This is a genomic window from Methylobacterium sp. Leaf108 (assembly GCF_001423265.1).
Lineage (GTDB): Bacteria > Pseudomonadota > Alphaproteobacteria > Rhizobiales > Beijerinckiaceae > Methylobacterium.
In genome coordinates this window covers 25,577-47,554 of the sequence record NZ_LMND01000034.1, presented here as the reverse complement: position 1 = coordinate 47,554, position 21,978 = coordinate 25,577, and the positions used below count along the sequence as shown (strand labels likewise).

General features: G+C 69.1%; 18 protein-coding genes. 14 read left to right on the top strand and 4 right to left on the bottom strand.

The genetic code is table 11. The annotated features are described in order from the left end of the window. The first annotated feature begins 26 nt into the window (after window positions 1-26). Both ASF39_RS18215 and ASF39_RS18210 read left to right on the top strand, forming a co-directional pair. Entirely contained in the window at window positions 27-1,070 is a 1,044-nt protein-coding gene (locus tag ASF39_RS18215) for an efflux RND transporter periplasmic adaptor subunit (RefSeq protein ID WP_244472471.1), read from the top strand. A 68-nt stretch (window positions 1,071-1,138) separates the two neighbouring features. Then, entirely contained in the window at window positions 1,139-4,210 is a 3,072-nt protein-coding gene (locus ASF39_RS18210) for an efflux RND transporter permease subunit (RefSeq protein ID WP_056286591.1), read from the top strand. A gap of 19 nt (window positions 4,211-4,229) precedes the next feature. On the opposite strand, the gene tsaA is transcribed toward ASF39_RS18210, so the two are convergent. After that, window positions 4,230-4,748, bottom strand: a complete 519-nt coding sequence (gene tsaA / locus ASF39_RS18205; RefSeq protein ID WP_056286587.1) for a tRNA (N6-threonylcarbamoyladenosine(37)-N6)-methyltransferase TrmO — start codon at window positions 4,746-4,748, stop codon at window positions 4,230-4,232. 151 nt (window positions 4,749-4,899) lie between these two features. Between tsaA and ASF39_RS18200 the strand changes: the two genes are divergently transcribed. Together ASF39_RS18200 and ASF39_RS18195 are read left to right on the top strand one after the other, a co-directional pair. Further along, the gene (locus ASF39_RS18200; RefSeq protein WP_056286585.1) at window positions 4,900-6,393 is read left to right on the top strand and encodes an AMP nucleosidase; all 1,494 of its coding nucleotides are present in this window, start codon (window positions 4,900-4,902) and stop codon (window positions 6,391-6,393) included. 219 nt (window positions 6,394-6,612) lie between these two features. Next, complete coding sequence (locus ASF39_RS18195) at window positions 6,613-8,304, top strand: CHASE3 domain-containing protein (protein ID WP_056286582.1); 1,692 nt, start codon at window positions 6,613-6,615, stop codon at window positions 8,302-8,304. A 19-nt stretch (window positions 8,305-8,323) separates the two neighbouring features. Here the strand turns inward: ASF39_RS18195 and ASF39_RS18190 are convergent, their stop codons facing one another. After that, complete coding sequence (locus ASF39_RS18190) at window positions 8,324-9,436, bottom strand: transglycosylase SLT domain-containing protein (protein WP_056286578.1); 1,113 nt, start codon at window positions 9,434-9,436, stop codon at window positions 8,324-8,326. A gap of 316 nt (window positions 9,437-9,752) precedes the next feature. On the opposite strand from ASF39_RS18190, the gene ASF39_RS18185 reads away from it, so the two are divergent. From ASF39_RS18185 to ASF39_RS18150, 8 genes are all read left to right on the top strand, one after another. Continuing rightward, complete coding sequence (locus ASF39_RS18185) at window positions 9,753-10,943, top strand: inositol-3-phosphate synthase (protein ID WP_056286573.1); 1,191 nt, start codon at window positions 9,753-9,755, stop codon at window positions 10,941-10,943. After that, entirely contained in the window at window positions 10,943-11,863 is a 921-nt protein-coding gene (locus ASF39_RS18180; protein ID WP_056286570.1) for a hypothetical protein, read from the top strand. Before ASF39_RS18185 ends, ASF39_RS18180 begins: the two co-directional genes overlap by 1 nt. 31 nt (window positions 11,864-11,894) lie before the next feature. Then, window positions 11,895-13,079 (top strand): methyltransferase domain-containing protein, encoded by a 1,185-nt coding sequence (locus ASF39_RS18175; RefSeq protein WP_056286567.1) that lies wholly within the window; start codon window positions 11,895-11,897, stop codon window positions 13,077-13,079. Further along, window positions 13,079-14,107: a Gfo/Idh/MocA family oxidoreductase gene (locus ASF39_RS18170; RefSeq protein WP_056286563.1), complete on the top strand. Its 1,029-nt coding sequence runs from the start codon at window positions 13,079-13,081 to the stop codon at window positions 14,105-14,107. The genes ASF39_RS18175 and ASF39_RS18170 overlap by 1 nt, the downstream gene beginning before the upstream one ends. 19 nt (window positions 14,108-14,126) lie before the next feature. After that, window positions 14,127-15,716, top strand: a complete 1,590-nt coding sequence (locus ASF39_RS18165; RefSeq protein WP_056286560.1) for a YcaO-like family protein — start codon at window positions 14,127-14,129, stop codon at window positions 15,714-15,716. Between the two features lie 79 nt (window positions 15,717-15,795). After that, complete coding sequence (locus tag ASF39_RS18160; RefSeq protein WP_056286556.1) at window positions 15,796-16,626, top strand: sugar phosphate isomerase/epimerase family protein; 831 nt, start codon at window positions 15,796-15,798, stop codon at window positions 16,624-16,626. Window positions 16,627-16,732: 106 nt separating this feature from the next. Further along, the gene (locus tag ASF39_RS18155; RefSeq protein ID WP_056286732.1) at window positions 16,733-17,956 is read left to right on the top strand and encodes a glycosyltransferase family 4 protein; all 1,224 of its coding nucleotides are present in this window, start codon (window positions 16,733-16,735) and stop codon (window positions 17,954-17,956) included. Between the two features lie 2 nt (window positions 17,957-17,958). Further along, entirely contained in the window at window positions 17,959-18,732 is a 774-nt protein-coding gene (locus tag ASF39_RS18150; RefSeq protein WP_056286552.1) for a PIG-L family deacetylase, read from the top strand. Between the two features lie 11 nt (window positions 18,733-18,743). Here ASF39_RS18150 and ASF39_RS18145 read toward each other — a convergent pair whose 3' ends face one another. Continuing rightward, window positions 18,744-19,364 (bottom strand): TetR/AcrR family transcriptional regulator, encoded by a 621-nt coding sequence (locus ASF39_RS18145; RefSeq protein ID WP_056286549.1) that lies wholly within the window; start codon window positions 19,362-19,364, stop codon window positions 18,744-18,746. A 77-nt stretch (window positions 19,365-19,441) separates the two neighbouring features. On the opposite strand from ASF39_RS18145, the gene ASF39_RS18140 reads away from it, so the two are divergent. Next, window positions 19,442-20,554 (top strand): aldo/keto reductase, encoded by a 1,113-nt coding sequence (locus ASF39_RS18140; protein ID WP_056286546.1) that lies wholly within the window; start codon window positions 19,442-19,444, stop codon window positions 20,552-20,554. Window positions 20,555-20,636: 82 nt separating this feature from the next. Here the strand turns inward: ASF39_RS18140 and ASF39_RS20830 are convergent, their stop codons facing one another. After that, the gene (locus ASF39_RS20830; protein WP_082494664.1) at window positions 20,637-20,801 is read right to left on the bottom strand and encodes a YqaE/Pmp3 family membrane protein; all 165 of its coding nucleotides are present in this window, start codon (window positions 20,799-20,801) and stop codon (window positions 20,637-20,639) included. A 220-nt stretch (window positions 20,802-21,021) separates the two neighbouring features. Here ASF39_RS20830 and ASF39_RS18135 point away from each other — a divergent pair, with 220 nt between their 5' ends. Then, a complete protein-coding gene (locus ASF39_RS18135) occupies window positions 21,022-21,975 on the top strand; it encodes a DUF2336 domain-containing protein (RefSeq protein WP_056286543.1) in 954 nt (317 codons plus the stop codon). The last annotated feature ends 3 nt before the right edge of the window (window positions 21,976-21,978 follow it).

The following is a 21,978-nucleotide window of genomic DNA, read 5'->3' as shown; positions in this document are numbered from 1 at the left end:
GGTGGATCCGCCCCGCCGGCCTATTCCTGGCCGGCCTCGCCGTGAGCGGCTGCAAGCCGACCGAGGCCGAAAAGCCGCCGGTCCGCCCGGTCCTCTACACCGTCGCCAAGCCGGTGCGGACTGTCGTCTTCGGCCCGTTCGCAGGCTTCGTCGAGCCGCGCTACCAATCCGAGATCGGCTTCCAGATCCCGGGGCGCGTGATCGCCCGCGAGGTCACGGTGGGCGACGTGGTCAAGAAGGGTCAGCTCATCGCCGCCCTCGACCCCGTGGTCACCCGCTTCGCGCTGAGCCGTGCCGAAGCGGAATTGGCCGACGCCAGGGCCCAGGCCGAGAATGCCAGCGCCACCGAGATCAGGCGCCGGCGCCTGCTGTCGGGCGGCAACGTCACCCAGGCCCAGTTCGACAGCGCGGTGGCGGGCCGCGACACCGCCCAGGCCCGCCTGCTCCAGGCCGAGGCGAGCTTGCAGAAGGCGCGCGACCAGATGGGCTACACCGAGCTGCACGCCGATTTCGACGGCGTCGTCACGGTGCGCAGCGCCGAGATCGGCCAGGTCCTCAGCGCCGGCCAGGCCGTCGTGACCCTGGCCCGCCCGGAGGAACGCGAGGCCGTGGTCGACATCCCCGAGGATCTGGTGGGCGCGATGCCGAGGGACGAGCTGTTCAAGGTCGCCCTCCAGAGCGCGCCGGAGATCATGGCCACCGGTAGGATCCGCGAGATCGCCCCCTTCGCGGATCAGGTGACGCGGACGCGGCGCATCCGCATGAGGCTGATCGACCCCTCGGAGGCGTTCCGCCTGGGCACCACCATCACCGTCGCGCTGTCGCGGCCGACCGTGCCCTACGTTCCGCTGCCCGCCACGGCGGTGGTCGAGGCCGATGGGCGCGCCTCCGTCTGGCTGGTTTCGGGCACCGGCGATTCCGTCGCCCGCCGCGCCGTGACGGTCGGCCAGCGCCAGGGCGACCGCGTGACGGTGACGGAGGGGCTCGCGGCCGGCGACCGGGTGGTCGTGGCCGGCGCCGCCAGCCTCGAGGAGGGCCAGGCCGTGCGGATCTCCGATACCCCGCAATAGACCTTGCACCCCGCAGTAGACCTTGCCGACGCGCTGCCCACTCCCCGGATAGGCGAGACCAGAGACCCGTGAAGAACTTCAACCTGTCGGAATGGGCCCTGGAGCACCGCTCCTTCGTCTGGTTCCTGATGCTGGTCTCGGTGGTGGCGGGGTTCCTCGCCTACGAGAAGCTCGGCCGCGAGGAGGATCCGCCCTTCGCGATCAAGACCATGATCGTCCAGGCCCGCTGGCCCGGCGCCACCATCGGCGACACCCTCGACCAGGTCACCGAGCGGATCGAGAAGGAGCTCCAGCAGATCGACGCGGTCGATTTCAGCCGCAGCTACACCACGCCGGGCCAGACCACGGTGTTCGTGCAGTTGCGCGAGACCACGCCGCCCAAGACCATCGCGGCGACCTTCTACCAGGTCCGCAAGCGCATCGGCGACATCCAGAACACGTTTCCGCAGGGGGTTCAGGGACCGTTCTTCAACGACGAGTTCGGCGACGTCTTCGGCAACGTCTACGCCTTCACCGCCGATGGGGTCACCCAACGCCAGCTGCGCGACTACGTCGAGCGGATCCGCGCGGAACTGAAGAAGGTCCCGAACGCCGGCAAGATGCAGCTCCTCGGCGCCCAGGACGAAGTCATCTACCTCGATTTCTCCACCCGCAAGCTCGCCGGCCTCGGCCTGAACGTGAACGCCGTCGTCGGCACCTTGCAGTCCCAGAACGCCATCACGCCCTCGGGCGTGATCCAGGCCGGCCCGGAACGGGTCTCGGTGCGGGTGGGCGGCCAGTTCCTGTCGGAGGAGAGCCTGCGGGCGATCAACCTCAGGGTGAACGACCGCTTCTTCCGCCTGTCGGACGTGGCCGAGATCTCGCGCGGCTTCACCGATCCGCCCACCGCGCTGTTCCGCTACAACGGCCAGCCGGCGATCGGCCTCGCCATCGCCATGCAGGCGAGCGGCAACCTCCTCACCTTCGGCGAGAATCTGAAGGAGCGCATGCGCAAGCTCGAGGGCGAGCTGCCGGTGGGGGTGGGCATCCACCTCGTGTCGGACCAGCCCAAGATCGTCGAGGAGGCGGTCGGCGGCTTCACCAAGGCGCTCATCGAGGCGGTGGTGATCGTGCTCGCCGTCAGCTTCATCAGCCTCGGCTGGCGGGCCGGGCTCGTGGTCTCGCTCTCGATCCCCCTGGTGCTCGCCATCGTCTTCGTGGTGATGCAGGTGATGGGCGTCACGCTCCAGCGCATTTCGCTGGGTGCCCTCATCATCGCGCTCGGCCTCCTCGTCGACGACGCGATGATCACCGTCGAGATGATGGTCGCCCGGCTCGAGGTCGGCGACAGCCTCAAGAAGGCAGCGACCTTCGCCTACACCTCCACCGCCTTCCCGATGCTGACGGGCACCCTGGTGACGGTCGCCGGCTTCCTGCCCATCGGCTTCAACGGCTCCTCGGCGGGCGAATACACCTACTCGCTGTTCGTGGTCATCGCCGCCTCGCTCATCGTCTCCTGGGTGGTGGCGGTGCTGTTTGCGCCCCTCATCGGGGTGAAGCTGCTGCCGGCGGTGATCAAGCACAAGCACCACGACCGCCCGAGCCGGCTCAACCGGGTGTTTCGGGCCATGCTGCTCGGTGCCATGCGCGGGCGCTGGCTCACGGTGATCGTCACGGTGGGCTTGCTCGGGTTCTCGATCTTCTGCATGCAGTTCGTGCAGCAGCAGTTCTTCCCGGCCTCCGACCGTCCCGAGCTCCTGGTCGACATGACCCTGCCCCAGAACGCCAGCATCGGCGAGACCAAGGCGCAGATGGACCGGTTCGAGGCGAAGCTGAAGGGCGATCCCGACATCAAGCTCTGGACTTCCTACGTCGGCCAGGGCGCGGTGCGCTTCTACCTGCCCCTCGACCAGCAGCTCGGCAACGCTTTCTTCGGCCAGATCGTGATCGAGACCGTCTCGCTCGAGGCCCGCGACGCACTGAAGGTGAAGCTCGACGCCTTCGCCCGCGAGCAGTTCGTCGGCACCGACGTCTTCGTCCACACCCTCGACCTCGGCCCGCCGGTGGGGCGGCCGGTGCAATATCGCCTGGGCGGTCCCGACCTCCAGAAGCTGCGCGCGCTCGCCCTCGACCTGAGCAACATCGTCGGGGCCAACCCGCACCTCGACGTGCCCACCCTCGACTGGAACGAGCCCGGCAAGGTGCTCAAGGTCGAGATCATCCAGGACAAGGCGCGCCAGCTCGGCGTGACCTCGGAGGACATCGCGGGCGTCCTCAACGGCGTCGTCGGCGGTCGCACGATCACGCAGGTGCGCGATTCCATCTACCTCGTGGATGTGATCGGGCGCGCCCAGGCCTCCGAGCGCCGGTCCATCGAGACGCTGCAATCGCTCCAGGTCGCCCTCGCCAACGGCAGCGTCGTGCCGATCCTGGCCTTCGCCACCATCTCCTACGAGCTCGAACAGCCCATCGTCTGGCGGCGCGACCGCATCCCGACCATCACCATCCGCGCGGCGATCGGCGACGCCACCCAGCCGCCGACGGTGGTGGCGCAGCTCGAACCGGCGATCGCCGCCTTCAAGGCCAAGCTGCCCGACGGCTACACCCTCGATACCGGCGGTGCGGTCGAGGAAGCCGGCAAGGGCCAGGGCCCCATCGCGGCGGTGGCGCCGGTGATGCTGCTCACCATGGCCTTCCTGCTGATGGTGCAGCTCCAGAGCTTCCAGAAGCTGTTCCTGGTGGCGAGCGTCGCGCCGCTGGGTCTGATCGGCGTGGTGGCGGCGCTGCTTCCCTTCGGCAAGCCGCTCGGCTTCGTCGCCATCCTCGGCGTCCTGGCGCTGATCGGCATCATCATCCGCAACTCGGTGATCCTGGTGACCCAGATCGACGAATACGAGCGCGACGGCATGAAGCCCTGGGACGCCGTGGTGGAGGCGACCTGCCACCGCATGCGCCCGATCCTGCTCACGGCGGCGGCGGCGAGCCTGGGGCTGATCCCGATCGCCCGCGAGGTCTTCTGGGGGCCGATGGCCTACGCGATGATCGGCGGCATCATCGCGGCGACCTTCCTCACCCTGTTCTTCCTGCCGGCGCTCTACGTCGGCTGGTACCGGATCAAGCGACCGCGGCGCTCGGAGGCACAGGCGCCCGCCGCCGCCTGAGGTCGCCGCGAAGCGCGGGCTATCGCCCGGGCGCCGCGACCGAGCCGGTGCGCGTCCCGGCGCGGTCGACCGTCGCCTCGGGCCGGGCATCGGTGGAGGCGAAATACGGCTTGATGTCGATGAGCGGCGTCCCGTCGCGGCAATCGAGGCCGTGGACGACGAGGCGGTCGCCGTCCCGGCGCTTCAGTTCGACCACGGAGAGCGCCACCGGATTGGGGCGGGCCGGCGAGCGCAGGGAGAACGTGCCGCGGCTGCCGTCTGCATGGCGCGGCTGCTGCAGCACCAGATCGCGGGCCGCCGCGTCCATCCAATAGAGGACGATGAGGTGGCTCGCCCCCTCGACGTTCTGGAGGGCGGGGGCGAAGAGCGGATCGACCTCGATGGTGCAAAGCTCCTGCGTCTGCAGGCCGTTGCGCGGGCAGTCCCGCCGGTGCGGCCAGGGCGTGCGGATGCGGCCGATGAAGTGGAGGCCGGCATCGAACCCATCGGGCAGGGTGATCCGGGTCTCGCCCGGCCGGTGATCCGCCCCGTCGTCCATGAACTTCTCCTGCGTGACCGTGCATTCCGACAGCGTCCGCTTTCGGTGACGTGCGACGCGGGCGCAAGCCGCGTCCGGCGGAGCGGCGGTCGCACCCGAGGCCCGCGATGTGTAGGAGAGGGGCGCGTCGGACGAGTGCGAGAGGTTCGGGATGATCGCCAGCGAATTGCGGCCGATGGAATCCGTGACCGACCCGGAGGTGGCGGTCGAGCGCCTCGCCGTTCTGAACGAGGCGGCGATCCACGCCCTCAAGACCGCCCTGGCGCGCTACCTCGACGGCGGGCCGCCCCCCGACGCGACCGAGCGGCTCCAGTTCCGCTACCCCGAACTGCGGGTCACCTACCACCCGACCGGCCCGATCCCGCGCCTCAACCGCGCCACCGCCAAGTTCCAGGCGGCCGGCACCTATTCGACCACCGTGACGCAGGCCCGGCATTTCCGCGCCTACCTGCTCGAACAGCTCAAACCCCTGGTGGCCGATTACGGCGCCACCCTGGAAGTGGGCCTGAGCGCACAGGAGATTCCCTATCCCTATGTGGTCGAGCCGGGGGCGAGCCCGTCGCGCGCCACCGTCTCCTCCCTCGACCTCGCCACCTATTTCCCGGTGCCGCTGCTGTCCGTCGTGGGCGACGAGATCGCCGACGGCCTGTGGCGCGAGATCCCCGGCGAACCGCGCCCGCTCGCCCTGTTCGACGCGGTGCGGGTCGATTATTCCCTGCGCCGCCTCGTCCATTACACCGGCTGCGACTGGCGCGACGTCCAGCCCTGGATCCTCCTGACCAACTACCACCGCTACGTCGACGGCTTCGTCCGCCACGGCCTCGAACGCCTTCAGGCCGAGGGAAGCGGCATCACCCGCATGATCCTGCCCGGCGGCATCGGCGTCGACCGGGCCGAGGCGGCCTCCGTCGATCCCGCCGCCCTGATCGCGGCTTCGCCCTGGCACAAGTTCCAGATGCCGGCCTACCACCTCGTCGGGCACGGGCCGGACGGCAGCCCGCAGGGCACGACGCTGGTGAACATCGGCGTCGGTCCCTCGAACGCCAAGACGATCACCGACCATCTCGCGGTGCTGCGCCCGCACTGCTGGCTGATGGTCGGGCACTGCGGCGGCCTGCGCCAGTCCCAGACCATCGGCGACTACGTGCTCGCGCACGGCTACCTGCGCCGCGACCGCATCCTCGACGAACTGGTGCCGCCGGACGTGCCGGTCCCGGCGCTCGCCGAAGTCCAGCTCGCGCTCCAGGCCGCTGCCGCAGGCGTGACGGGCGAGCACAGCGACGCGCTCAAGCGGCGGCTGCGCACCGGCACCGTGGTGACCTACGACGACCGTAACTGGGAACTGCGCTTCAGCCAGGAGCGCCGGCGCATCAACCTGTCGCGTGCCATCGCGGTGGACATGGAGAGCGGCACCATCGCCGCCCAGGGTTACCGCCTGCGCGTTCCCTACGGCACCCTGCTGTGCGTGTCCGACAAGCCGCTCCACGGCGAGATCAAGCTGCCGGGCGCGGCCAACACCTTCTACGACCGGGCGGTGGCCGAGCATCTCCTGATCGGGCTCGCGGCCCTCGACAACCTGCGCGCCGACCGCCACGGCCTGCATTCGCGCAAGCTGCGCGCCTTCGACGAGCCACCGTTCCGGTGAGGCTCCGGCCGCCGTCGCACGCGGAAGATGGCAACGCGACCACCCCGATCGCGGCGAGAGCGTCGCGAGCGGGTCGAAACCGCAGGTCGGCGGCCGACATGCGGGATAGGCGAGCTTTAATCGAATATTAGTCCCAACCCGCCAGCCTAATTCCGCAGCGCGTTACATGATCCTCGATCCGTAGTCGCGACAAATCGGAATAAAAGGCTTCTCCGTTCCATGGTATCAAAAGTCGTCGACCTCAAGATTGCCGTGAAGATCGGGCTGTCGCTCGCTGTGGTCGCACTCGTCGCCGTCGCGATGTCCGTCATCAACCTTCGGAATGTCGCCACCAGCGAAGACGCCGCCAAGTGGACCGATCATACGCATCAGGTGTTGTCGGCCGTGAATACGGTGACATCGGCGATGGCGGACCAGGAAACCGGCCTGCGTGGCTACCTGATCACTGGCGGGGAACAGTTCCTGGCGCCCACGAAGGCCGGTGAAGCGGCCTACGAGACCGGCCTCTCGTCGGCGCGCCGGCTCACCGCGGACAACCCGGTGCAGCAGGAGCGTCTGACCGCGCTCGACGGCCTCGCCCGTGCATGGCGCACGAACGTCGCGGCACCGCAGTTGGCTCTGATGCGCGATCCGGCGACGCAGGGGGAGGCGCGGAACCTCGTTGCCTCCGGGATCGGCAAGGCCAGGATGGATGCCTTCCGCGCCAAGGCCAAGGAGATCGCCGATGCCGAGCGCGGCCTTCTCGTCGACCGCGAACGGACGGCGAAGGCCGCGGCCGAGACCTCCCGCACGACGGCGATGGTCGGCCTCGCCGTGATGACGTTGGCCGGCGTGCTCAGCCTCCTCGCGCTGCACGTCGGGATCGTCAAGCCGCTTCGGGCGATGACCGCGGCCATGTCGCGCCTGGCCTCGAACGACCTGACGGTGACGGTGCCGGGAATCGGTCGCCGCGACGAGGTCGGCGCCATGGCCGCGTCCGTCGAGGTCTTCAAGCAGGGCATGATCCGCAACCGCGCCCTGGAGCGGGACACGGAACTCGCCCGTGCCGACGCCGAGACGCAGCGCAAGGCGGCGATGCGGGACATGGCCGATTCCTTCGAGGGCGCGGTCGGCGGCATCGTCGCGGCCGTCTCGGCCGCCGCGACGGACCTTCAGTCCACCGCCACCACGATGACCCACACCGCCGCCGAGACCGCCGGCCAGTCGACCGCCGTGGCCGCGGCCGCGGAGGAAGCCGCCACCAACGTCACCATGGTCGCCTCGGCGGCGGAGGAACTGGGCTCGTCGGTGTCGGAGATCGGCCGTCAGGTCGACGGGTCCGCCACCCTCGCCAATGCCGCCGTGACCCAGGCCGCCGACACCGCCGCCCTGGTCCAGGCCCTCAGCCACAGCGCCGCCAGGATCGGCGAGGTCGTCGGCCTCATCTCCAGCATCGCCGGCCAGACCAACCTGCTCGCCCTCAACGCCACCATCGAGGCGGCGCGGGCCGGAGAGGCCGGGCGTGGGTTCGCCGTGGTCGCCGCCGAGGTCAAGGAACTCGCCAACCAGACCGCGCGGGCCACCGACGAGATCGCCCGTCAGATCGGCGACATCCAGGGTGCGACCGGTCAGGCCGTGTCGGCCATCGACGGCATCACGGCGCGGGTTCGGGAGATGAGTCTCGTCGCCACCACCATCGCCGCCGCGGTGGAGCAGCAGGAGGCGGCGACGCAGGAGATCGTACGCAACGTCTCGCAGGCCGCCGCCGGCACCAACGAGGTGACCGTCAACATCAGCGGCGTCGCCGACGCGGCGGCGAGCACGGGTACGGCGGCCGGCAGGGTCCTGACCTCGGCATCCGGCCTGTCGCAGCAGTCCGACCATCTCGGTGACGAGGTGAAGCGGTTCCTCGCCACCGTCCGCGCCGCCTGAGGCGACGGCACCCGAGGCGCTACGGCAGCGCCTCGGAGACCCGGATGACCCCCGGGACGGGGGCCGTACGACCGGCGGTCTCGCGGGGGGCGGCCGCTCCCAGGGCCGCGACGCCTTCGTACTGGTTGAGGCGGCGGTCGATCATGCCGTCGATGCGGTGGCGCAGTTCGGTGACGGTGAGCCCGCGCCGGCCCTTCCCCTCCTTCTGGGTGAACAGGCTGCGGTTGGCCTTCGCCGCCGACTTGAACACCGCCTTGGCGACCTGCGCCGGCTTCTCCTCGGTGAGGGTCAGGAAGCGCCCGGCGCTCGCCGTCCCCAGGAAGTGGGCGAGATACAGCTCCGACGTCTTGAGGTCTCGGCCGATCCGCTGGGCGATCCGGTCGCGGTCGCGCTTGATCAGCTCGCCGGCCATCAGCGCGGCGACGTAGGGGTCCTGGCGCAGGGCGAGGACGCGGGTGCGCATGGCATCGTCCGAGACGGTGATGCCCCGGCCTCGGCCGGTCACGGCAGCGGCCTCGGCGTCGAGCCCGTGGCGCCGCCCGAACTGGCGCACCACTTCGAGCCACGTGCCCGACAGGAATTGGAACAACCCCTCCGCCGATGAGGTCGACGCCTTCACCGTGGTGGAGAAGCTCGACTCCTTGTCGGCCAGCGCCATCATGTAGACGGGATCGACCCCGGTCTCCTCGGAGGCCCGCAGGATCGCTTCGACCAGGGGGCGCGGCACGGTCATGTCGCCGAAACGCAAGCTGTCGCCATCGCCGGGCTCGGCCGGTTGCGGCAGCGAGGCGAGGTCTGTCTCGATCAGTGCCAGGGTAGGCGGTTCCTGTTCGATGACGGGAACTCCGGACCAGGCACCGCGTTCTGTGAACGATTCGGTGTTCACCGCCGCCGTTGCGCGACGGACGTCGAAGTCGATCCGGTCGTGAGCCAGGGCGGCAGGAGCGAGGGCGCTCTGCGGTAGCCCGGTGGCCAGCAGGAAACCGGCGGCGAGGATCTTGGCCGTGCGGTGACGCAGGCCTTTGGTCTTCAGTGTCGGCCTCGGTCCGGGCCGGCGGAAAAGGATGGTCTCGTTGGGCACGAGACGGCTCACGTCGTCGGCGCAGAGCGCCGGCTCCGGGATAACCCCCATTGTCATTCCTTGCTCGTGCCGTGGCGTTCTTGGGCCCGGCTTCGGTCAGTTCAGCGAGCGGACGTCTCGCGGGAGGCTGTGACCAGAATGGGACAGCGACATGATCCAACCGTGGCACGCTTAACGAACGGTTAAGCCTGTTCGCGGACCCGCCCTTAACGATCCGTTCGGTCCGCATTCACCCTGGGCGCGGCAATAAGGCCCCATCGCCGGACTTGGAACGAACGGGGACTGTCCCAGTTTAGCCAGACCGAACGGACGAGCATGCGGCTCCGAGCCGCTGCCTCGTCGATCAGAGTAAGGAAGTCTCTTCCCCATGAGCATGCAGACCGCGCGCCGTGTCGGCGTTGCCTTCGTTGGCATGGGCGGCGCCGTCGCCACCACAGCCATCGCCGGTATCGAAATGATCAAGACCGGCTCGAACCACCTGGACGGGTTGCCTCTTGCGGGGATCTCGGTGGCCGGTCTGGCCGACTACAAGGACCTCGTCTTCGGCGGCTGGGACCTGAACGACGACGACCTCGCCTCCGCGGCCACCGGCCACGGCGTGCTCACCAAGCAGGACATCGAGAACGGTGCCCAGGTGCTCAAGGGCATCAAGCCTTGGCCGGCCGTCGGTAGCGCGAAGTTCTGCAAGAATATCGACGGCGCCAATCGCATCGTCGCCGCCGATCACCGCGAGGCGGTATCGGTGATCGCCAACGACCTCCGTCGGTTTCGGCTCGAGAGCAATCTCGACGAGGTCGTCGTGATCAACTTGGCCTCCACCGAGCGTTGGCCCGACCTCTCCGACCCAGTCCTGAACTCGACCGCCGCCTTCGAGAAGGGGCTCGACGCCAGCGACGAGGCGATCAGCCCGGCGATGCTCTACGCCTACGCGGCCATCAAGAGCGGCGTGCCCTACGCCAACTTCACGCCGAGCGTCGCCGCCGACGTACCCGCTCTTCTCGACCTCGCCCGGGAGATGAACGTCCCGGTCGCCGGCAAGGACGGCAAGACCGGCCAGACCATGATGAAGACCGTGCTCGCCCCCGCGCTGAAGGCGCGTGCGCTGCATGTCGACGGCTGGTTCTCGACCAACATCCTCGGCAACCGCGACGGCCTCGCCCTCAACGATCCGGATTCGCTCCAGTCCAAGCTCAACACCAAGGGCACGGTGCTGGATTCGATCCTCGGCTACCCGGTCGAGGATCACTTGGTCCACATTCACTACTATCGGCCCCGCGGCGACGACAAGGAAGCCTGGGACAATATCGACGTGACCGGGTTCCTCGGTCAGCGCATGCAGATCAAGGTCAACTTCCTCTGCAAGGACTCCATCCTTGCCGCCCCGCTGGTGATCGAGATCGCCCGTGTTCTCGACCTCGCCAAGAAGCGTGGCGACGGCGGCGTGCAGGAGCAGCTGTCGAGCTTCTTCAAGGCGCCGATGGTGAAGAACGGCCACGGTCCGGAGCACGACTTCGGGAAGCAGCAGACGATGCTGCTGAACTGGCTCGGCGCGCATTGATGGCGACATCCGACGTGGGGGGGGCTTTCGCCCCCCTCGCACTGCGCGACCTCCTGGTCGAGCTCAACGACCTCAAGCGCGTCCATTCCAGCGGGCGTCTCGGCTCCATCGCCGAGCGCCTGTTCTTTCAGGGCTGGTCGGCGCTCACGGCCGGGGCCGATGCTGCGACGGTGGCGCTCGACATCACCGCCAAGGCCCTGGCGGCCGCTCGCCTCTGCGATCTCGACGATGCGTTCCTGTCATCCGCGGGTCTCTCCCGCGGCGAAGTGGGGGATGTCCTCGTCGCTGGCCTCGACGCCGTGGCGGCGAATGTCGACCCCGGGCTGTTGGAGGGTTTGCGGCTACGCCTGCGCCGTCGCGAGGCGATGCGGGCAGGTCCGATTCCCGGTTTCGTAGAGGCGCTCGCCGATCAGCCGCGTGCGGGGGTGACCTGTCCCGGCAAGGCGCGGATCCTGCTCGAACCGCCCGAGAACCATGCCGAACATTGCCTCGTCGTCGCTGTCTACGGCGTCGTGCTGAGTCCGTTCTATGGCGCAGACCCCACCACCGTGTTTCTCGCCGGGATGAGCCATCACTTCCATAACGCGATGATGCCTGACGCCGGGTTCACGGGCGAAATGCTGCTCGGGCCGCATCTCGCCACGATCATGGCACGGACGACCGAATTGGCCTTGAAGGAGATCGCGGCTCCGCTGCGCGCGCAGATCGAGGCGGCGAGAACCGTTCTTCCGGACGATTCCACGCCTGAGGGTCGGGCGTTCCATGCCGCCGATGCCATGGACCGGGTTCTCCAGATCGCGCAGCACCTGCGGTCGGCGTCGCTGACCATGGACACCGTGCTCACCGAGATGGAACTCGTGCACGCCGGTCCCGTGAAGGACTTCCACGACCGCGTCCTCAGGGATATGCGCATCCCGTGAGCGTCCCATTCGACGGCGCGGGGCGGTTGCGATGATTCCCTTCGAGCTTCTCTCCCCGGAAACCGGCCATCCCTTGCGGTCCGACACGCCGCATTCCTTGCGCGACGCCGTGACCGGGGACCGGTGGCCCTCGGTCGATGGCATCCCGTACCTGCGCACCGGGCGCGACGATCTCGTCGCACTGACGTTGAAGCTGCTCGATGCCGGCGAGATCGGCCTCGCCCTCGAAGGGTTACTCGCCGATCAGGACGACTGGTGGACCGGACCGGCGGCCGATCCGATCGACCTGCATGCCCTGGTGCGCGACCGCGAGACGATGAGCCTGCGCGATGCGGTCCGGCACCTCGGTTGGGGGCGGGTCGGCGATTACTTCCTGCACCGTTGGACCGATCCGACCTATCTCGCCGGCTTGACGCTCCTCGAAGCGCATTGGAACGACCCCTCCTGCATCTTCGAATTCGCCTGCGGCATCGGCCACTACCTGCGCGAATTCCAGTCCCGCGGCGCCAAGGTCGCCGGCGGCGATGTCGTCTTCGCCAAGCTCTGGGTCGCCCGCCACTGGCTCCTCGACGCCAAGGCGCAGCTTCTCTGTTTCGATGCCGGGTCGCCGCATTGGCCTATCGCCGGCTCTCCGGTCGATCTCGTGGTCTGCAACGATGCGTTCTACTTCCTCGACGACAAGGCGGCTGTCCTCGACAATCTGCGCCGCAACGCCGGCGACGATGGATGGCTCGCCCTGAGCCACATCCACAACGCGGCCCGTCCCGGCTTCTCGGCCGGCAAGGCGGTGTCTGCGGCCGAGATCGACGAGCTGTTCCCCGACGGTCTCGTCTACGACGACGACGAACTCACCCGTGCCCTCCTCGCCGGTCGCGCTCCCGCGCCCAGAGCGCCGTCCGAGATGATGGGCGTGGAGGCCTTCTCGGTGGTGGCCGGGCCGGGGATGCGGCCCGCCCCCCGCACCGTGGTCGACGGCATCACCCTGCCGCGCGAGGGAACGCAGTTGCGCCTCAATCCACTCTATCGGCCGGACGGTTCAGGCCGGTATGGGATCGCCTGGCCCTCCGAACGTTACGAGGCGGAATACGCTGCCCGCGCCACCTACCCGCCGACCTCCGCCGGACCCGAAGTGCTCGACTGGGTCGGCGGAGAGACGACCCCGGCGGCCGAACGGGTGCGGCGGCGCGAGTTCGTCGACCTGCCGGAGCGGTGGTGATGGCGGACGACGTCGGCTGGGGCATCGTCGGCTACGGCTGGGTCGCCCGCGACTACATGGCCCCCGGCATCCACGAAGCCGGGCACCGGCTGGTGGCGGTTTGCGATCCGGGTGAGGCTTCCCGCGCCGCCGCTGAAGCCGATGGCGCGCGCGCCCACGCGACCGTCGACGGCCTCCTGTCCGAGCCGGACGTGGAGGCGGTCTATGTCGCCACGCCCAACCATCTCCATCGCGGCGCCGTCGAGGTCCTGGCGGCGTCGGGCAAGGCAATCCTGTGCGAGAAGCCTATGGCGGCCGGTCTTGCGGACGCCGAGGCCATGGCCGCCGCGATCGCCACGACCGGCGCGTTCTACGGCACCGCCTTCGACCAGCGTCATCACCCCGCCCATCGCACGATGCGCGAGGACATCCGCGCCGGCCGGATCGGTACGGTCACGACCATCCGGATCCTCTACGCCTGCTGGCTCGGCCGGGAGTGGACCTCACGGGCCGACCTCGACAACTGGCGGATCGACCCGGCCAGGGCGGGTGGCGGCGCCCTCATGGATCTCGCGCCCCACGGGCTCGACCTCGTGGATTTCCTCCTCGACGAGCCCATCGTCGACATCGCCGCCCTGACGCAGAGCCGGGCACAGGATTACACCGTCGACGACGGTGCGCTGCTGATCGGGCGAAGCGCGGGCGGCGTCCTCGCCAACCTCCATGTCGCCTACAACTGCCCCGATGCCCTGCCGCGCCGGCGCCTCGAGGTGGTGGGAACACGGGGCCAGTTCACGGCGATCGACACGATGGGCCAGGTCGCCGGTGGGTCGCTGACGTTCACCGACGGTACAAGTGGGCTGGCCGAGGCTGTCCCCTTCGATGCGGCCGCCTCGCCGTTCTTGGAACAGGTCCGCGCCTTCGGCTCCGCCCTGCGGCGCCCCGGGGAACGGACGGCCTATAGCGCCGAACGCGACCTCCACACGATGCGGCTTCTGGCCCGCGCCTACGGCATGCCACCCGCCGCAGGCGCCGCGGCGACGACGTGAGAGACAGGACGGACCCGACGTGAGCGAGAACGACCAGGACGGACGGGCCCGCAACGCCCGCGTGAAGGCTCCGCGCCCCTACCGCTACGGCACCGCCAGACGGATCGAGGGCCTGCCCTCCGCTCTGCCCGAGCCGGTCCGGGCCTATCTCGACATCCTGCCGCCGGGCCGGATCGTCGGCTTCTCCCTCGCGCCCCTCGACCGGACCGGCATTCCGGTGTGGTTCGTCTCGCTCTTCCTCGACGATCCGTTCTTCGTCGGCGCCATGCCGAGCGGGATCGGCTACGGCGCCACCGACGACGAGGCGCTGATCGGCGCGGTGGCCGAGATTGCCGAGAACCTGATGCCGTCGCTGGCGGTGATGCCGCGCAAGAAGGAGCGCGGCTCCTACCACGACCTCGTGCGCGTCTTCGGCGCCGGCGCGGTGGCCGATCCGCTCACCCTTTGCCTTCCCGCCGGCAGCCCCGTCGGGCGCGATACGGTGCTCGAATGGACCCCGGCGGTCCGGGCCCGGACGTCCGAGACCGTCCTGATGCCCCTCGACATCGCGGCCACGGACTACTTCGAACTGTCGGAGGGCTACACGCCCTTCACCAACCTCATCACCAACGGCCTCGGCGCCGGCCCGGACGTGGCGTTCGCCCTCGGCCACGGGCTCCTCGAACTGCTGCAGCGCGACGGCAACGGCCTTCTGTTCCGCGCCCTCGACCAGGGTGTGATGCTCGACGTCTCACAAGGGCTCGGCCCCGAGACGCAGGCGATGCTCGACCGCCTCGATGCCCTCGGCATCCGCGCCTTGCCGAAGTTCGCCACCGACCAGTTCGGGCTCACCAACGTCTACGTGGTCGGCTACGACCGCGATCTCGCCGACACGCCCGTGCCGATCGCGCTCTCGGCCTGCGGCGAGGCCTGCGATCCCGACCGCGAACGGGCCCTGCGCAAGGCCTTGCTCGAATTCCAGGCCGCCCGTGTCCGCAAGGCCTTCGGCCACGGCCCCTTGAGCTTTGCCGAGCGCGTGACCCCGCCGGGCTATGTCGACGCTTTCATCCGCAAGGCTCTGCCGAGCCTCGACCTGGAAGAGGGCAGGGCGCTGCGCGCGATGCTCGACTGGATCGTGTTGCCGCCCGAGGCCCTGCGCGACGTCCTCGCCGACACGGTCTATTCCGAACGTAGCACGAAGCCCTTCACGGAGCTGCCGACGACCCCCGCCCCCGATGGCCATGCCAGGGGCCGCATCGCCCGCGAGCGGCTCGACGAGGCGGGGTTCGACGTCCTCTATGTCGATTGCTCGCCCCCCGGCGCCGGGGTCGGCATCGTCAAGGCGATCGTGCCGGGCCTTGAGGTCGAGACCATGAGCTATCACCGCATCGGCGAGCGCAACACGCGCAAGCTGATCGAGCGCGACCATCCGCTGATCCGCTTCGGAGAGGCGAGCGAGACCCTGCGGCCGGTGCGCCTGACGCCGGAGGCGATCGAGCGGTTCGGCGGCCAGCCGCTGTTCGATACGGCACTGGCCGACACCATCGTCGGACGGCACTACCCGCTCTACCGCGAGCCGGAATCGCACCACGCGCCGTTCCGCCTGCAGCAGCAGGGCCGGGCGGCGTGAAGGGGCTCGGACGGACGGTCTTGCCTCTCTCACAGACAGGAGAAGGCCGGACGTGGCGGTGCCGTGAGAGGATCGTCGCATGACGCTTCGTTTCGCCTACAACACCAACGGCGCGGCCAACCACCGCCTCGACGATGCCATCGACCTGATCGCGGACGCCGGCTACGACGGTGTCGCCATCACCCTGGACATCCATCACCTCGATCCCTTCGCGGAGGGCTGGGTGCAGGAGACCGAGCGGGTCTCGAGCCGGCTCCAGCGGCTCGGGCTCGCATCGGTGATCGAGACCGGCGCGCGCTTCCTCCTCGATCCGAAGGCCAAGCACGAGCCGACCCTGGTGACGGCCGACGCTTCCGCGCGGCTGCGGCGGATCGGGTTTCTCAAGCGGGCGATCGACATCGCCGCCATCCTCCGGTCCGAGGCGGTCTCGTTCTGGGCCGGCGTGCCGAAGGCCGGCGTCGATTCCGCGGACGCGATGGGCTGGCTGCGGGACGGCGTGGCGGATGTCGTCGCCTACGCCGATGCGCAGGGCGTCGTGCCCTGCCTCGAACCGGAACCGGGCATGCTGATCGAGACCCTGGACGATTTCGCGCGGCTCGACATCGAGGGCCTGCGTCTCGCCCTCGATACTGGTCACTGCCTGGTGACGCAGGAGCGCGAGCCGGCTGCGGCGATCGCCGAGTTCGCCGAGCGCATCGGCACGGTGGCGATCGAGGACATGGCGCGGGGCGTCCACGTCCACCTGCCGTTCGGGGAGGGCGATATGGACGTCGGCGGCGTCCTCACCGCCCTGGAATCGATCTCCTTCGGCAAGCTGATCTGCGTCGAACTCTCCCGCGAGAGCCACCGCGCCGACGTGATGATCCCCCAGGCTTTGGCCTATCTGCGCGAAGCCCGGAGGCATGCATGACATCGGCGAATGGCGAATGGCGAATGGCTAGGAAACGGACGAGCAGGTGGGCGATCCATTCGCCATTCGCCATTCGCCATTCGTGCGCATCGCGGAGCGGTCGCGCATGAGGATCTGCTTCGTCAGCCGGCGCTATTTTCCCGCGATCTCGGGCATGAGCGTCTATGCGCAGAACCTGCTGCGCGAACTCGTGGGCGCCGGTCACGACGTGACGATGATCAGCCAGTACCGTGGCGACGCCTTCGGCACCCGCGTCTATGGCGGCGGCCCGCCGCCGGCGGTGCCCGGCGTGCGCGTCATCGGGCTCGAACAGATCGGCGAGCAGACGAACGGCGACTTCGAGCGCGACATCGCGACGATGGTCGAGACCATCGTGGCCGAGCATGCGCGCTCGCCCTTCGACGTCCTGCATGCGCAATACGGCTACCCCACCGGCTGGGCGACCCTGATCGCGGCCAAGACAATCGGCCTCCCCACCGTCGTCTCGATCCAGGGCGGAGACGGCCATTGGGTCGGCTCCTGCTGCGAGACCCATCGGGTCGCGATGTGCGCGGTGCTCGCGCACGCCAACGCCCTGCTCATCGGCGGCGCCTCCTTCGTCGGGGAGGTCTGCGACCGGCTCGGTGCCGATCCGGATCGCTTCACGATCGTGCCCGGCGCGGTCGATACGGCCCGCTTCACCCCCGTCGAGACGCGCGCGCCCGGTCCGATCCGCCTGTTTTACCATGGACGGGTCGACCGTCGGAAAGGTGTGCTCGACTTCATCGAGGCGTTGGCGAGGATGCGCGACGCCGGTACGCCGTTCGAGGCGATCGTCTCGGGCATCGGGCCGGACGTTGAGGCCTCGAAGGACCTGGCCGCCGAGCGCGGCCTGGGAGAGGCCGAGACCCGCTTCACCGGCTACGCGGATTACGACACCGTGCCTGCCCTCTACGCGCAGGCCGATGTCTTCGTGTCGCCGACCTATGCGGAGGGTTTCTCCAACACCATCCTCGAGGCGATGGCAGCCGGGCTCGCCGTGGTCTCGACCCATTCGGTCGGGGTGTCCGACTGCCTGCGGGACGAGGAGAACGGTCTCCTGGTGCAGCCGGGCGACGTACCGGCCCTCGCCGTGGCCCTGACGCGGGTGGTGGTCGACGACGACCTGCGGCGGCGTCTCGCCAGGGACGGCCTCTCCGAATGCCGTCGGGTCTACTCGTGGCACAGCGTCGGCCGCCGGATCATGGCGGTCTACGACGAGATCGCCGGCGAGCTTCCCGATCCTGCCTTCCAGGAGACATTGCCGCACGATCCGTCCTGCCGTTTCCGCGCCGAACCGCACCTGCTGTAGCGATGCCGACCGCGCTCGCCCTGTCCCCGCATCTCGACGATGCCGCCTTCTCCTGCGGCGGCACGCTCGCGACCCTCGCGGCGTCGGGCTGGACGGTCGTGATGGCGACGGTCTTCACCGGCTCGGTGGCCGATCCGAAGGGGTTCGCCCTGGCCTGCCAGACCGACAAGGGCCTCGGACCCGACGTCGACTACATGGCGCTCAGGCGAGCCGAGGACGCAGCGGCAGCCACGGCCCTCGGTGTCGCGCGCCCGCTCCACCTCGGCTTTCGCGAGGCGCCGCACCGCGGTTACGGCAGTGCGCCGCAGCTCTTCGCCGGCCTGCGGGCCGACGATGCCATCGTCGACGACCTGCGCCCGGCCTTGGGGGACCTGATCGCCGAGACGGCTGCCGACCTCATCCTGGCGCCACAGGGCATCGGCGGGCATGTCGACCATCTCCAGGTGATCCTTGCCCTGCAGGCGAACGTCTCGCAGCGCGGAGCCGGCACACCGATCCTGTGGTGGCGCGACTTTCCCTATACCGTGCGTCATGAGACGCCGAAGGAGCCGTTCGCCGAGAGCGTCTCACGGCTGGAATCGGTGACGATCGGCTTTGCGCCCGAGGCCGAGGCGGCCAAGGAGAGCGCCTGTTCCGCCTATGTCAGCCAGCTCGGGTTTCAGTTCGGAGGACGCGCCGGCCTCGTGAAGAGATTGGCCGAGGAAAATGCACGCGAGGCGTTCCGCCTCATGGGCGCCTTGCCTGCCGCACTGGCCGCGCTGGCTACCACCACCTGAAGGATGGCCGCTCAGGCCGGCTCGGGCCACGCCCGCATCGCGGAAGCGGCGATACGCTGGAGCTTGTCGCGCGCCGCGCCGTCGCGCGCGAGGGTCGACAACCCCTGGATGACGGCCATCACATGCCCCGCCAGGGCGTCCGCGTCCGTTTCCGGCGGCATCTCGCCCGCGTCCATCCCGTGCAGGATGCGCTCCCTCAGTTGGGCCTCGATGCGCTGGCGGATCGCCGTGAGCGCTCGCTGAACGTCGGCAGCCTCTGCCGAGCAACTGATCGTGGCGCTGGCGAGCAGGCAGCCGGGCGGCGTCTGCGTTCCCGTGAAGCCGATCACCGAGGCGTCGAGCAAGGCGAGTGCGGCTGCATGCGCGGAGCAAGCGCCTGCGATGATCGTCTCGGGCGTGACGGGGCCCGACAGGTAGCGATCGACCGCGGCGAGGAACAAACCCTTCTTGTCGCCGAAGGCGGCGTAGATGCTGGGTGGCCTCACGCCCATGGCGGCGGTCAGCTCGCTGAGGGACGTCGCCTCGTAGCCATGCCGCCAGAACAGCAGCATCGCCTGGTGCAGGGCCGCATCGCGATTAAACGACAACGGCCGACCGGCCTTCCGACGCGGAGTGTCTTCATCAAATTCCATAGCGTTCAATATGAAACCCTGGACGCGGCGAGGCAAGGAGTGCTAGGGTTTCGTATCGATCGATAGGAAACACCTCAATGCCGTTGGACGATTATCGCACCCTCGGCCGGTCGGGCCTCGTCGTGAGCCCGATGGCCCTCGGGACCATGACGTTCGGAACCGCCCGCTGGGGGTCGGGCGAGATCGAATCGCGAGCGATCTTCGACGCCTACGTCGAGGCGGGCGGCAACGTCGTCGATACGGCGGACGTCTATGCGGACGGTCGCAGCGAGGAGATGATCGGGCGCTTCGTCGCCGAACGGGGATTGCGCGACCGCATCGTCCTGTCGACGAAGGCGGGCTTCGCCACCGGCAAGGGCCGACTCGCGGGCGGCAGCGGCGCCAAGCACCTCCACGCGGCGCTCGACGGGTCCCTATCCCGCCTGAAGACCGACCATATCGATCTGTTCTGGCTGCATGTGTGGGATTCGGTCACGCCGGCCGAAGACGTGCTGGAGACCATGACCGGCTTCGTCCGGTCCGGACGGATCCGCCACTGGGGCCTCTCGAACACCCCGGCGTGGTTCGCGGCCAAACTCGCGACCCTGGCGGCCGTGCGGGGCGTGCCCGGTCCGATCGCGCTGCAGGGTTTCTACGCCCTGGTGAACCGCGATATCGAAGCCGAGCATGTGCCGATGGCCTCGGAGTTCGGAATGGGGATCATGCCCTGGAGCCCGCTCGCCTACGGCCTGCTCGCCGGCAAGTACGACCGCGCCGTCGTCGAGGCATCGCCTCCGAGGGCGGCCGGACTGCCGCGGGACGCGGCGACGTCCGGCCAAGGTCGCGATGACGGCGACAAGCGTCTCGACGGCGCGAACCCGTTCGGCGACAGCCTGTTCACCGATCGCAACTGGGCCATCGTCGAGGTCGTGCGCCGCATCGCCGACGAAATCGGCACGTCGGCCGCCCGTGTCGCCCTCGCCTGGGTGATGGGGCGGCCGGGTGTGACCTCGACCCTCATGGGCATCGGCCGCGTCGAGCAGATGGCCGACAACATCGCCGCCCTGGACCTCGTCCTCGCTCCGGAACACTGCGAGGCGCTGGAATCGGTGAGCGCGGGGCGACCGCGCATGCTCGACACCCTGTTCATGCCGGCCATGCGCCGTCAGGTCGTCTTCGGCGGCGACTCCGTGCGGGCTCGGCCGTCCTGACCGGCTCGACGATCCGCCGTTTTCACCGCCGGCTCGGCCGAGCCGCGAGTGGGCTCCCGACTGCTACAGGAGCCCCTGGCCATCAATCCTTGCGCATGATGATCCACAGGGCGTGGACCATCCCCGGGACGATGCCGAGGATCGTCAGCACGATGTTGAGGAAGAACTGCAGGCCGATGCCGGTGGTGATCAGCACGGCGACGGGCGGCAGGAAAATGGCGAGGAGGATGCGGATGATGGTGGACACGGGAACTCCGGACTTTCGAGCGACCGATCGCTCGGTGGCGCAAGTCGTGCGGGCCGGCTTTGGTTCCCAATACCATGTTGCACTGCCCACGACGGGATTGGCCCGGAGCGAATGGAGAGCCGGCGACAATACGTGCCCTGGCGCATCGATGTGCGTGACGGTCTTTTAAACCTCCTTCCCGCAAGATCGCGGCTGGTCCGATGGTGGGTGCTGAGGGGACATGAATCATCCGCTCCTCGTGGATGTCGAACAGGCCGTCGCCGGCGGTGACGGGGCGGCGCGCCAGAGCATGCTCGATCGCGTGACCGATCTCTTCGTGGGCGTCGCCGACCGCATCGACGACGACCAGGTCGAGGCCTTCGACGTGGTTCTCCACCGCCTGATCGGAACGGTGGGGCCGCAGGCTCGCGCTTCGCTGTCGGATCGGCTGGCCGACATTCCGAACGCGCCGCGGTCCGTGGTACGCGACCTCGCCTACGATGCCGAGGTCAGCGTCGCCGCGCCGATCCTGTCGCGTTCGACCCGACTCGACGAGGACGATCTCGTGATCCTGGCCGCCGAACGCGGCCAGGATCACCTGCATGCCCTGGCCAAGCGCAAGAGCCTGAGCGAACGCGTCAGTGACGTCCTCGTCACCCGCGGCGACCGCTCCGTCGTCCACGCGGTGGCGGCCAACCAGGGGGCCCGCCTATCCGGCAAGGGGTTCGAGACGCTCGTCGCGCGATCGCGGACGGACGACATCCTGCGCGATACGATCGGTCGGCGCAGCGATGTCCCGAAAGCGTGCTGGCCGGCCCTGCGCAAGCCACCCGCTCCCGTTCGATCGAACCCCGCTGCCGTTTGCGACGAAGACGAAAAGCGGATCGCCGCCTGGTTCGCGGAAGACCGCATCACCGAGTGCCTCGACGCCCTGGCCGGATTTTCGGGAACGTCGGTCGATCGGGTGAGGCAAGCCTACGAGGCCACGGCCTACGAGCCGCTGCTCTACCTCGTCCGCTCGGTCGGCTTCGGCTGGGGGATCTTCAAGCTGTTCCTCCTGTCGAAACCCGGGCCGCCTCCGTCGCCGGAGGACCTGCGCGGCGCCTTCGCGGCCTTCCAGGCGATGCCGGTGGCGACCGCCATGCGGGTGGTGACCGTCGGCGCCCACGGCGCGGCCCCCCGAACGCCGCGCTGAGGC